This window comes from Massilia sp. BAP21 (assembly GCF_057801335.1).
Window position 1 is genome coordinate 3234022 of sequence record NZ_CM173596.1, and the last position, 12180, is coordinate 3246201.

8 protein-coding genes are annotated in these 12180 nt (G+C 63.1%); 7 read left to right on the forward strand and 1 reads right to left on the reverse strand.

The window, feature by feature from the left end; translation table 11 throughout:
- Positions 1–19: 19 nt before the first annotated feature.
- On the forward strand, positions 20–1204 hold the full coding sequence (locus ACWYRN_RS14210; protein ID WP_488688222.1) for a DegT/DnrJ/EryC1/StrS family aminotransferase: 1185 nt from the start codon (positions 20–22) through the stop codon (positions 1202–1204).
- Between the two features lie 75 nt (positions 1205–1279).
- The gene (locus ACWYRN_RS14215) at positions 1280–3229 is read left to right on the forward strand and encodes a polysaccharide biosynthesis protein (protein ID WP_488688224.1); all 1950 of its coding nucleotides are present in this window, start codon (positions 1280–1282) and stop codon (positions 3227–3229) included.
- 31 nt (positions 3230–3260) lie between these two features.
- On the opposite strand, the gene ACWYRN_RS14220 is transcribed toward ACWYRN_RS14215, so the two are convergent.
- Positions 3261–3467, reverse strand: coding sequence for a hypothetical protein (locus ACWYRN_RS14220; RefSeq protein ID WP_488688225.1), 207 nt, complete (start codon positions 3465–3467; stop codon positions 3261–3263).
- A gap of 404 nt (positions 3468–3871) precedes the next feature.
- On the opposite strand from ACWYRN_RS14220, the gene ACWYRN_RS14225 reads away from it, so the two are divergent.
- The 5 genes from ACWYRN_RS14225 to flhA all read left to right on the forward strand — a co-directional run bounded on the left by ACWYRN_RS14225 (position 3872) and on the right by flhA (position 11970).
- The gene (locus ACWYRN_RS14225; protein WP_488688226.1) at positions 3872–5896 is read left to right on the forward strand and encodes a YjbH domain-containing protein; all 2025 of its coding nucleotides are present in this window, start codon (positions 3872–3874) and stop codon (positions 5894–5896) included.
- A gap of 266 nt (positions 5897–6162) precedes the next feature.
- Positions 6163–6933, forward strand: coding sequence for a hypothetical protein (locus tag ACWYRN_RS14230; RefSeq protein WP_488688227.1), 771 nt, complete (start codon positions 6163–6165; stop codon positions 6931–6933).
- A gap of 480 nt (positions 6934–7413) precedes the next feature.
- A complete protein-coding gene (locus ACWYRN_RS14235; RefSeq protein WP_488688229.1) occupies positions 7414–8523 on the forward strand; it encodes an MraY family glycosyltransferase in 1110 nt (369 codons plus the stop codon).
- Between the two features lie 163 nt (positions 8524–8686).
- On the forward strand, positions 8687–9850 hold the full coding sequence (gene flhB / locus ACWYRN_RS14240) for a flagellar biosynthesis protein FlhB (RefSeq protein ID WP_488688231.1): 1164 nt from the start codon (positions 8687–8689) through the stop codon (positions 9848–9850).
- 11 nt (positions 9851–9861) lie between these two features.
- Positions 9862–11970: a flagellar biosynthesis protein FlhA gene (gene flhA / locus ACWYRN_RS14245; protein ID WP_488688233.1), complete on the forward strand. Its 2109-nt coding sequence runs from the start codon at positions 9862–9864 to the stop codon at positions 11968–11970.
- Positions 11971–12180: the final 210 nt, after the last annotated feature.

The following is a 12180-nucleotide window of genomic DNA, read 5'->3' on the forward strand; positions in this document are numbered from 1 at the left end:
GAATAAAGATCAGGTATCCATGTTAAACACGAAGTTTTCCCCTTGGCCCAGCTTCACCGCCGAGGAAGCATCCGCAGTCCAGCAAGTCCTGCTGTCGAACAAAGTCAACTACTGGACCGGCACCGAAACCCGCCAGTTCGAAAAGGAATTCGCTGCCTGGAGCGGCACCGCTCATGCCGTGGCACTCGCCAATGGCACGCTGGCCCTCGACGTCGCCCTGAAAGCCATGGGCATCGGCCCTGGCGACGAAGTCGTGGTCACGCCGCGCACCTTCATCGCCAGCATTTCCTGCGTGGTGAACGCCGGTGCGACGCCGGTGTTCGCCGACGTGGAGCCCGATAGCGGCAATATTTCGGCCCGCACGATCGCGCCCGTCCTGACGTCGCGCACGAAGGCCGTCATCTGCGTGCACCTGGCGGGCTGGCCCTGCGACATGGACCCGATCATGGACCTGGCCGACCGGCACGGCCTGCGGGTCATCGAGGACTGTGCCCAGGCCCATGGCGCCATGTACAAGGGCCGCATGCTCGGCTCCATTGGCCATGCGGGCGCCTGGAGCTTCTGCCAGGACAAGATCATGACCACGGGCGGTGAGGGTGGCATGGTCACGACGAACGACGAAGCGTTGTGGCGCGTGATGTGGTCGTTCAAGGACCACGGCAAGAGCTATGAGGCCGTGTACGAGCGCGAGCACCCGCCGGGTTTCCGCTGGCTGCACGAAAGCTTCGGCACCAACTGGCGCATGCTCGAAATGCAGGCGGTGATCGGCCGCATCCAGCTGGCGCGGATGGCTGCGTGGACCGAGGCCCGCACCGCCAACGCCATGGCGATCTGGAACACCTGCCGCCTGCACGAGGTGGTGCGGGTACCCGCGCTGCCGCAGGAGCTGACGCATGCGCATTACAAGTGCTATGCCTACGTGCGTCCGGAGCAGCTCGCCGATGGCTGGAGCCGTGACCGGATTGTCGAGGAAATCAACAAGCTCGGCGTGCCTTGCTACCAGGGTTCCTGCTCCGAGGTCTACCTGGAGAAAGCCTTTGACGAGACGGGTTTCCGCCCGGCCGAGCGCCTGCCTGTTGCCAGGGAGCTGGGCGAAACGAGCCTGATGTTCCTGGTGCACCCTACGCTCACCGGCAAGGAAATCGACCAGGCCTGCACCGCGATCCATCAGGTGCTATCGGCCGCGAGTCGAATCGCGGCCTAGCAAGACAACGCGGGCATGCATGGGCGCGCCTGGTCGCTATCAATACAAGAAGAGGCACGAGCCTCGCTGAAAGTGATGATGAGTAAGTTTGCCGATTTGTTACTGTCGCTGCCGCGCGCCGCCAAGCGCGCTGTCGCATTACTGATGGACGTTGCGCTGTGCGTTGGTTGCGTATGGGTCGTATTCGGTCTCAGGCTGGAAGACTGGGACTTCATGCATGAGCCGCAGCTGCGGGTCCTGGGCGCTGCCGTTGGCGTTGCCATTCCAATCTATATCGTCACCGGCATGTACCGCGCCATCTTCCGTTTTTCGGGCAGTGCCGCGTTGATGTCGCTCGTCAAGGCGAGCACGGCAGTGTGCCTGCTGTTCCTCCTGATGTTCACCTTTATCGGCGTGGCGGGTGTGCCGCGCAGTATCGGGCTTGCCGTTCCGTTGATGCTGTTCGTGACCATTGGGGGCAGCCGCCTGTTTGTGCGTTATTGGCTGGGCGGGCGGTATGTCCGCAACCTCGACCGCCGTGCGCTGCCGCAAGTGTTGATCTACGGGGCCGGCTCGGCCGGGCGCCAGTTGGCGGGTGCGCTCGCCGGCGGCCGCGAAATGGTCGTGCGTGGTTTCGTCGACGATGCCCGCAACCTGCAGGGCGGCACCATCGATGGCCTGCGCGTGCATGCGCTGGCGGAGTTGCCGAGGCTGGTCACGCGCCGCGGCGTGACCGACCTGCTGCTGGCCCTGCCTGCGGTGAGCCGTACGCGGCGCGCCGAGATCATGCGCCTGATCCAGGAGCTGAAGCTGCCGCTGCACGTGCGCACCTTGCCGCGCCTGGCCGATCTGGCCCAGGGCAAGGTGCGGGTGCGCGACCTGCACGAGCTCGATATCGAGGATTTGCTGGGCCGCGATCCGGTGCCGCCGGATGACGACCTGCTGCACCGTAATATTCGCGGCAAGGTCGTGCTGGTGACGGGCGCCGGCGGTTCGATCGGCAGCGAATTGTGCCGCCAGATCGTGAAGCTCGAGCCTGCGGTCCTGGTTCTGGTCGAGGTCAGCGAGTTTGCGCTGTACACGATTCACCAGGAACTGCAGCCGATCGCGGCGGAGGGCGGCATACGCCTCCTGCCGATGCTGGCCTCGGTGCGCGACGAGGCGCGCATGCGCGAAGTCATGCGCACCTGGCGCCCGGATACGATCTACCACGCGGCGGCCTACAAGCATGTGCCGCTGGTCGAGCACAATCCGGCCGAAGGCGTGCGCAACAATGTGCTGGGCACGCTGGTGACCGTCAAGGCGGCGGCCGAGTACGGCGTCAGCGACTTTGTGCTGATCAGTACCGACAAGGCGGTACGCCCGACGAATGTGATGGGGGCGAGCAAGCGGCTTGCCGAACTGGTGCTGCAGGCAATGGCGCAACGCGGCGGGGCAACGCGCTTTTCGATGGTCCGCTTCGGCAACGTGCTCGGATCGAGCGGCTCGGTGGTGCCGCTGTTCCGCGAACAGATCAAGGGCGGCGGGCCGATCACGCTCACCCATGCCGACATCACCCGCTACTTCATGACCATTCCCGAGGCGGCGCAGCTGGTGATCCAGGCCGGCGCCATGGCCGAGGGCGGCGATGTCTTCGTGCTCGACATGGGGGCGCCGGTGCGCATCATCGACCTGGCGCGCCGTATGGTCGAGCTGTCGGGCATGTCGCTGAAGAGCGCCGAGCATCCCGACGGTGATATCGAGATAGCGGTCAGCGGCTTGCGCCCGGGTGAAAAGCTGTACGAGGAATTGCTGATCGGCGATAACCCGACCGCTACCGCGCATCCGCGTGTCATGCGCGCGCGCGAGGAATCCATCGAATGGGAATTGCTGATGACGAAGATGGCTGCGCTCGAAACGGCGCTCGCGGCAAACAATGTGGCGCAGATCAGGCAGATACTCCACGGGCTGGTATCGGGTTACCGGCCGGCGGACGAGATCGTGGACTGGGTGCACCTGGAGCAGGTGCGCCAGGCGCAGGAGGCACGGCTGGTTGCCAACAGCTGAGTGCGGCAACCGGGCGCGTCAGATCGCTGGATCAGCTGAGGCGGGGGCGCAGGTCGATACGGTCAGGCGCGCGCTGCATGCGCAGGGCAGGGGCGGCAGCGGTTTCCGCGAGGTCGCACACGGACATCAGGTCCTCGGCCCATTGCGGATACGTCGGTTCGCCTCCCGCGTTGATCGCTGCCTGGTATTCCTGCAAGGCTTCTTTCGCCATCTGGCGCAGTCGTCCGATCCTGTCCATGGGTGCCCCCGTATCCGAATGAGTGGTGATAACGATTCAGTGATGATGCAGTGAGATTCTCACACTTTCTCACATCGCTGGATATTACCTTAACTCTGCTGTTTGCTGTCGCACGCTCGAGTGTGATCGACAAAGTTGTTGCAAGGAAACATCATTTCTGCGTCCGGCGTCGACATGAACCCCTGCAATTGTTCTTTAGTAAAAATTTGATATTGATCCAAGTGAAAACATCGCGACGTCATCTCTACTGTGCAGTACTTGCTTCGCCTTTCCTGACAGCCAGTGTGTCGGCACAGACCAGTGCGGTTCCATCGTGGATTGGCAGTGGTGTGCCTTCCCTGGCAACTTCGGGCTCATCCGGCACGCTGAACGTGCCGGATGGACGCACACTGCCAGACGGGACCATGGTATTTGGCCTGACCAACTACGTAGGTCCAAGTTTTACACGATTCAAAAGCGGTGAAAACTATCACTTTGCATTGGGCTTGCTGCCGCACCTGGAAATTTCCGGCCGGCTTGCCGAGCTGGACGCGTACGTCGGGGATCGTAACGGCGCGCGCGACCTGTCCGCCAACGTCAAATTCATGCTCCCGCGTTTCTACGACTGGCAGCCCGACATCGCCATCGGCGTCAACGACATCAGCGGTGGCGCCACGTATTTCAAGTCGACCTACGTGGCAATGAGCGACCGGCTCGGGCCGCTACGCTGGACCATCGGCGCCGCCAAGGGCGAGGATTATCTCGGCAATTATTTCGCCAGCGCCGAACTGCCGCTCTGGCGCAGCGGCGCCTCGGTCATCCTCGAGCGCAACGGCAGCGCCAATAACCTTGGCCTGCGCTACGCGAGCCCGGCCATTGCTTTCCTCGCGAACGCGCGTGTGGTCGCCAGCGCCCAGCGTGCCTTCCGCACCACCACGCCTGCCGGCAAGCCGTACGAGCGCTCGGCGTTCGGTGTCAACCTGGTGATCCCGGTTGGCGAAAACGGCCGGACCTGGGATGTGCCGGCACGCCCGGCCGCCGTCGCCGTCGCGGCCGCGTATCCGCAAGCCGCGCCGGTAACGATGCCAGTGCAGCAGGGCGCCGGGCCAGCGGCGCCGGCGCCCGCCGCCCTGCCTGCCCGCAGCACCATGGCAAGCGCTGCCTATGCCTCGAACCAGCCTGCACTGCCGCCGCCACCGGCGCTGGTTCAGCAGCCGCCCATGCTTGCCGGCGACGCGATGCTGCGCATCCGCACGGCCCTGGTCGAAGCGGGGCTGGAGCGCGTACGCATCGGCAAGCGCGGCGCCGAGCTGGTTGTCGAATACGAAAACCACCGCTACAACCAGAACGAAGTCGACGCCATCGGCATCGCACTCGGCGCCGGCGTGGCGCTGGCGCCGGCCGAAATCCGCTATGTCTCGGTCGTCACCAAGAAGAGCGGCCTGCAGCTGTACAAGACCACGGTCGAACAGACCAGCTACCGCCGCTTCCTCGACGACGGGCAGTGGCGCGAGGCGCAGTCCGCGCTGTCGTTCCAGCTGCGGCCCGACGGCGGGCTGGGTGTGCAATGGCTCGACACGCAGGAAGGGCCGCGCGGCTATTCGCGCATCCGGGTCGAGCCGCGCACGACGCACTTCGTCGGCACCGAGAAGGGTTTGCTCGACTATAGCCTGGCCGCCAACGTCCAGGCCATCGTACCGGCCTGGACGGGGGCCGAGCTGTACACGAGCTACGTGCGCACCGTGGCCGAATCCGGCGACGTGGCGCATGGCTTCCTTGGATGGGCCCAGCAACGCGACGGCCTGCGTACTGCCGTGCTGAGCCAGTCATTCTGGCTGACCGACAGCATCGTCAACGTGACATCGGCCGGCAAATACATGTACGACCTCGAAGGCGTGCAGAACGAGACCACCTGGTTCCCGGGCGAAGGCGCCGACCAGGTGCGCGTGCAGTACACGCACCTGCGTGAAAAATTCCGCTACCGCACCGACCACATCGAGGCCGGCGCCGTCTCCTACCTGTGGGCCTATGCGCCCCTGAATGCGACCGTCGAAGCCGGCTACCAGCGCTATCGTGGCGAAGACCAGGGCCCGTTCCTGCAGCTGAGCCGCTGGTTCGGCGACGTGCAGGCGCAGGCTTACGTCAAGAAGAGTGAAATCGAAACCCGCATCGGCTTCGGCATCGCAGTCCCCCTGACCCCGCGCAAGGGCATGAAGCCTGGCTGGACCCACCTGGAAGGTGCGGCCAGCTACATGGTGCGCCTGGAAACCAAGTATGCCCGCAGTGGCGAATGCAACTGCATCAACATTGGTGTCGTCGAGGAGCTGCCGATGGTAAATGGCGCCCGCGCCAACCTGTTCAATGGGGGCCGGATCGGACGCGAATACTTCGTGCGCCAGATGCCGCGCATGCGGGAAGCATTCCTGACCTATACCGCATTGGAAAATTGAATTCTGAAATCCATGTTTTTAATAATAGCCCCGCCGGTTTCGCGCATTTGAATTGGCAAAAGGGGCAGGGAAGTTCGCGTGATAATTGGTGAGTTATCAGTCACTTAGCGGCCGAGCAGTTGCTGCCAGAAAACTACTGTTCTATAGTGTAGGGCTGGCAAATGAAGCGGGCGTATCACGTATGTTGAAAGCCGGGCCTGGACCGGCGTGCAGCAAGCACGAAGATTTTTAAATTAAGTAAAACAACTCGAAAAAGGATGGTTTGAATGAACAAGAGCTTTCAACTAAACACCGCTTTGAAATTGGTGTTGATGGCTGGTATGGTGTCGACCCTGGCAGCCTGCGGCGGCGGTGGGGGCGGCCACAATGAACCGCCGGTTTCCACCACGCCACCACCGCCGCCTGTCACCACGCCGCCGCCTGTCAGCTACGCGATCACGATGACCGGTACCGCCGCTACTGGCGCGGCAATCGCCAACGGCACCGTCACCACCGCCTGCAAGACCGGTTCGGCCACTGCGCTGACGAATGCCGACGGCTCGTTCACCGTCAAGGTTCCGGCACCGGCCGAAGGTCCTTGCATCCTGTCCCTGACCCAGAACGGCGTGACCCTGCGTTCGATCGCCTCGGGCGACGGTGCCAAGGCCAACATCACCCCGCTGACCGAGATGTTCGTTGCCTACGTGGCGACCTCGTCGGGTACCGGCGTTGCCGCCACGCCGGTCCAGCTGGCCCAGAGCGCCAACGTCCGCATCATCGTCGGCAACGCCACCATGATGCAGGCAACCGCCAACCGCGTGGCCCTGATCGCCTCGACCGCAGCCAACGGCGTGGCAGTTCCGAGCGACTTCCTGAGCGCTACCCTGGTTCCAAAGAGCGCAACCAATCCTGGCAATGCCCAGGATGCGGTACTGGAAGCCCTGAAAGCAGCCGGTATTTCCGGTGCAAACGGCTCGGTGGTGGCCTCGGTGCTGGAAAACCTGCGCAAGGATGCGATCCTGAATACCGTTACCGGCGGGACGGGGAGCGGTGGCTGATAAGTCATCATAAAAACAAGAAAGCCGCGACCGGCGTTGCGGCTTTCTTGAATGATGCGAAGGTGTGAGTTGGGCAGCCAGGCAGATATGCTGCCCAACTCCACTGAAATAATTTTCGGCAACAATATTTTAATGTGCGAAATTTTGCCGTGCACCGGGCCCCATTTCTGATTCCGGATGTCGGCGGCAACACATTAAATGTGGTGCCCACGCCTCAAAATATGTAACAAATTGTCTGTGAATATGATGGAAATTTCCGCAAAGCCTTTATATGCGGAAAATAAAGTTTCGTTTACTTTAAAAAAACGTATATAAATCAATAGCTTGAGTATGCCGGCCTGGATCTTTTCAAGTTAATGCACCTACGCACGATTGCTGGGAGGAGGGTGCTTTCTTCAAAGAAATGAGATAGAATTGCTAAGTTATTCAAGTGTCATCGTGGATCGATTGGAAACTCATTTCATAGTCTCTGAAGTCGGCTTGACGGTATCGCTGGTCTTCTCGCTGGTGCTCGTTGCAACGACGCGCTGGCACGGCCGGTTTACGCTGGATGCAACGCGCGGCGTACAGAAGTTCCACAGCGCTCCAACGCCGCGGATCGGCGGACTGGCCATCATTTTCGGCCTGTTCGTGGCCTGCGCCTTGTCGTCGGATGCGCAGCAGGACCTGTTCGCGCCGCTGCTGCTCGCCTCCCTGCCCGCCTTCCTGTTCGGCATCGCCGAAGATTTGACGCGCCGCGTCTCGATCGGCGCGCGCCTGCTCGCGACCATGGCCAGCGGTGTGCTGTGCTGGGCGCTGACCGACGTCCATATCCTGGAAACCGGCCTCGACCCGCTCGACGCGGCCCTGGCCTGGCTGCCGCTGTCGGTGCTGTTTACCGCGTTTGCGGTGGGCGGCGTGGCGAATGCCGTGAACATCATCGACGGTTTCAATGGCCTGGCCAGCGGCACCGTGGTCATCGGCCTGGTGGCGCTCGGCTTCATTGCCGACGGTTACGGCGACGCCGAACTGGCGCGCCTGTGCTTCCTGATCTGCGCCGTGACTGCCGGTTTCTTCCTGGTTAATTTCCCGTTTGGTAAATTGTTCCTCGGCGATGGCGGTGCCTACCTGCTCGGCTTCCTGCTGTCCTGGCTGTCGGTGATGCTGGTCTACCGCAATCCCGACATCTCGCCCTGGGCGCCGCTGCTGGCCTGCGCTTATCCGGTATTCGAAACCGTGTTCACCATCGCGCGCCGCCTGTGGTGCCGGCGCCATCCGGGCCAGCCGGACAGCTGCCACCTGCACAGCCTGGTCAAGATCGCGATTACTGGCCGCTATTTCCGTGCCTTCAGCGCGCCGCTGCGCAATGCCTTCGTATCGCCATTCTGCTGGGCCATTGCCGCCGTGCCGGCCTGGTTGGCGGTGCGCTTCGCCGACAATTCCCCGGCGCTGCTGCCAGCCACGCTGGCCAGCTTCGCGCTGTATCTCGGCTTCTACTGGTACGTGGCGCATGCCGCCCGCGCCCGCCGCCGCCGCGCCATGCGCAGCCAGGCGCGCGTGGCCGCTTCCATCGCCGCGCTGGCCGCCGAGCCAGAGCCGGTCCAAAGCTGATCCGGCAAGGTCCGCATTTCTCTTCACCAGCTTGAAGCGATGCGGACGGTCTTCCGGCAGGCGCCGAATTACCGGCCTTTCCCCCTCTTGTTTCGTCTATGGCTCTACGGCAACAGCGGCGATAATCGCATCCTGGCTATTTTGGCGGTAACAGGGAGCGGACATGGCGGAAGACAGCGACGCAGAGAAGACAGAAGACGCATCGCCCAGAAAATTAGAGAAAGCGCGTGAAGAGGGCGATATTCCGCGCTCGCGCGAAGTCGCGACCTTTGCCGTCCTGATGACTGCCGGCGCCGGCCTGTGGATCACGGGCGGCAGCCTGGTCGGCCGCCTGGAAAGCGCGCTCGCCTCCGGCCTGACGCTCGACCGCGAGCAGGTCTATAACTCCGCCGTGCTGCTCGAGCGCATCATCAACGACGTCGGCGGCGTGCTGCTGGCCTGCCTGCCGCTGGCCTTTGCCATCATGCTCGTTGCCCTGGCGGCGCCGATGCTGGTCGGCGGCTTCAATTTCAGCTCGAAAGCCTTCATGCCGAACTTCATGAAGCTGAACCCGATCTCGGGCATCGGCAACATGGTGTCGACGAATTCCCTGATCGAACTCCTGAAAGCCATCGCCAAGACCCTGGTGGTGGGTGCCGTGGCCTGGATCGTGATCCGCAGCGAGACCGATGCCGTGCTGGGCCTGGCGGTCGAGCCGCTCGGCACCTCGAGCGGCCACCTGGGCGATTTGCTCGCGCGCACTTTCCTGTACATCGTCGGCGCACTGGGCGTGATCGCCCTCATCGACGGGCCGTACCAGATTTGGCATTACAACAATAAACACAAGATGACGCGCCAGGAAATGATTCAAGAATCGAAAGAATCCGACGGCAATCCTCAGATTAAAGGGAAGATTCGCCAGATGCAGCGGCAAATGGCGCGCAACCGCATGATGCAAAATGTGCCTACTGCAGATGTGGTCGTGACCAACCCGACCCACTACGCGGTGGCGCTGAAGTACACCGACGGCCAGGCCGGCGCGCCGCGCGTGGTGGCCAAGGGCGTGGACGAAGTGGCCGCCAAGATCCGCGAGCTGGCGCGCGAGAACAAGGTGGCCCTGCTGGAAGCGCCGGCCCTGGCCCGTGCCCTGTACAAGCACACCGAGATCGACGACGAGATCCCGGAAACGCTGTACTCGGCGGTGGCGGAAGTGCTGGCCTATGTGTTCCAGGTACGTAACTACAAGGCTGGCGGCCGTTACCCGGATCGCCCGACCAAGCTGGCAGTGCCGCCGGAGATGGACCCGCTGAACCCGGCTTCGCAAAAGAAACCCGATTCCACCCGATAACGGAGTAATGCATGAATAGTTTGAGACTGCCAGCATGGCTGACCGGCCTCGGTAGCAGGGGCAGCGCCCTGGCTGCGCCGATCCTGATCATCCTGCTGCTGGCAATGATGATCCTGCCGCTGCCGGCGTTCGTCCTCGACCTGTTCTTCAGCTTCAATATCGCCCTGTCGGTGATCGTTCTGCTGACCGCACTGTACACGGTCAAGCCGCTCGACTTCATGGCTTTCCCGGCGATCCTGCTGGTGTCGACCATGCTGCGCCTGTCGCTGAACGTCGCATCGACCCGTATCGTGTTGACCGAAGGCCACACCGGCGGCGCCGCGGCCGGCAAGGTCATCGAGGCTTTCGGCCACTTCCTGATTGGCGGTAACTACACCGTCGGTATCGTGGTGTTCGTGATTCTTACCATCATCAACTTTACCGTCGTTACCAAGGGTGCGGGCCGTATCGCCGAGGTCGGCGCGCGCTTCGCCCTGGATGCGATGCCGGGTAAGCAGATGGCGATCGACGCCGACCTGAACGCCGGCATGATCGGCGAAGCCGAGGCGCGCAAGCGCCGTGACGAAGTGGGCCAGGAAGCCGAGTTCTACGGCGCCATGGACGGTGCCTCGAAGTACGTCAAGGGTGACGCCGTGGCCGGTATCATGGTTACCCTGATCAACGTGATCGGCGGCCTGATCGTCGGCGTGGTGATGCACGACATGGCCGTCGGCGACGCCGCCAAGACCTACACCCTGCTGGCCATCGGTGACGGCCTGGTGGCCCAGATTCCCTCGCTGATCATCTCGATCGCCGCCGGTATGGTGGTCTCGCGCGTGGCCAACGACCAGGACATTGGCGGCCAGATGGTCGGCCAGCTGTTCGCCAAGCCGGAAGTGCTGTACATCACCGGCGCCATCATCGGCGGCCTGGGCCTGATCCCGGGCATGCCGAACCTGGTGTTCCTGCTGCTGGCCGGCTCGCTGGTTGGCTCGGGCTACCTGCTGGCCAAGCGTGCCAAGGAGGCCCCGCAGCGCGAAGCCGAAGCGGCGGCCGACGAAGCGGCAGCCGGCGCCAGCACGGCGGCCAGCGCCGAGACCGAAGAAGCGACCTGGCAGGACATCATGCCGGTCGATACCCTGGGCCTGGAAGTGGGCTACCGCCTGATTCCGCTGGTCGACAAGACCCAAGGCGGCGAGCTGCTCAAGCGCATCAAGGGCATCCGCAAGAAGTTCGCCCAGGAAGTCGGCTTCCTGGCGCCGCCGGTGCACATCCGCGACAACCTGGAACTGAAGCCGTCGAGCTACCGCATTACCATGAAGGGCGTGGAAGTGGGCACCGGCGAAGCGATCAACGGCCAGTTCCTGGCGATCAACCCGGGCATGGCCAGCGGCACCCTGCCGGGCCAGCAAACGGTGGATCCGGCCTTCGGGCTGCCGGCTGTCTGGATCGAGGCTGGCCTGCGCGACGAAGCGCAGAACCTCGGGTATACCGTGGTCGACGCCGGTACGGTGGTGGCCACCCACCTGAACCATTTGATCACGACGCATGCGTCGGAGCTGCTGGGGCGCATGGAAGTGCAGGCGCTGCTCGACCACCTGGGCAAGGAATCGCCAAAGCTGGTCGAAGACCTGGTGCCGAAGGTCGTGTCGCTGTCGACCCTGCAGAAGGTCTTGCAGAACCTGTTGCTCGAAGGCGTACACATTCGCGACATGCGCAGCATCATCGAAACGCTGTCCGAACATGCGGTCCAGACCCAGGACCCGACCGAGCTGACCGCGCTGGTGCGTATTGCGCTGGGACGTGCGATCGTGCAGCAGCTGTTCCCCGGCACCAACGAATTGTCGGTGATGACGCTGGACAACCGCCTCGAGCGCTTGCTGATGCAGGCGCTGGGCGCCGGCGGCGACGGCACCGGCATCGAGCCGGGCCTGGCCGATACCATCGCCCAGCAGGCGCACAATGCGGCGCAGCAGCAGGAAGCCATGGGCCACACGCCGGTGCTGCTGGTGCCAGGCCCGCTGCGCGTGCTGCTGTCGCGCTTCCTGCGCCGCGCGCTGCCGCAACTGAAGGTCTTGTCGCATTCGGAGATTCCGGAGACCAAGACGATTCGGGTGACCAGCCTGGTGGGTGCGCAGTAAATAAGAGCAGTGGCGCCGGAGCGAACACCGGCGCCATTTTTTTCGTACGTTTTCACGGGGCCGCGTCTGCCGCAATCCGGCCCAAACGCCGTTCGCGCCTGTCTACGCTGCACCCCTTCCGAGAAATAACCCCTTTTTCCCCGCTTTCTCTCCAGATGCTTGCTTGACGGCATCGTCAATAATCATGGCATTAGACAGGGATGCTGCCTG

Excerpts from the sequence above, each read along its gene's own strand:
- ACWYRN_RS14210 (WP_488688222.1), top strand. The coding sequence starts at position 20 with ATGTTAAACACGAAGTTTTCCCCTTGGCCCAGCTTCACCGCCGAGGAA.
- ACWYRN_RS14215 (WP_488688224.1), top strand. The coding sequence starts at position 1,280 with ATGATGAGTAAGTTTGCCGATTTGTTACTGTCGCTGCCGCGCGCCGCC.
- ACWYRN_RS14220 (WP_488688225.1), bottom strand. The coding sequence starts at position 3,467 with ATGGACAGGATCGGACGACTGCGCCAGATGGCGAAAGAAGCCTTGCAG.
- ACWYRN_RS14225 (WP_488688226.1), top strand. The coding sequence starts at position 3,872 with ATGGTATTTGGCCTGACCAACTACGTAGGTCCAAGTTTTACACGATTC.
- ACWYRN_RS14230 (WP_488688227.1), top strand. The coding sequence starts at position 6,163 with ATGAACAAGAGCTTTCAACTAAACACCGCTTTGAAATTGGTGTTGATG.
- flhB (WP_488688231.1), top strand. The coding sequence starts at position 8,687 with ATGGCGGAAGACAGCGACGCAGAGAAGACAGAAGACGCATCGCCCAGA.
- flhA (WP_488688233.1), top strand. The coding sequence starts at position 9,862 with ATGAATAGTTTGAGACTGCCAGCATGGCTGACCGGCCTCGGTAGCAGG.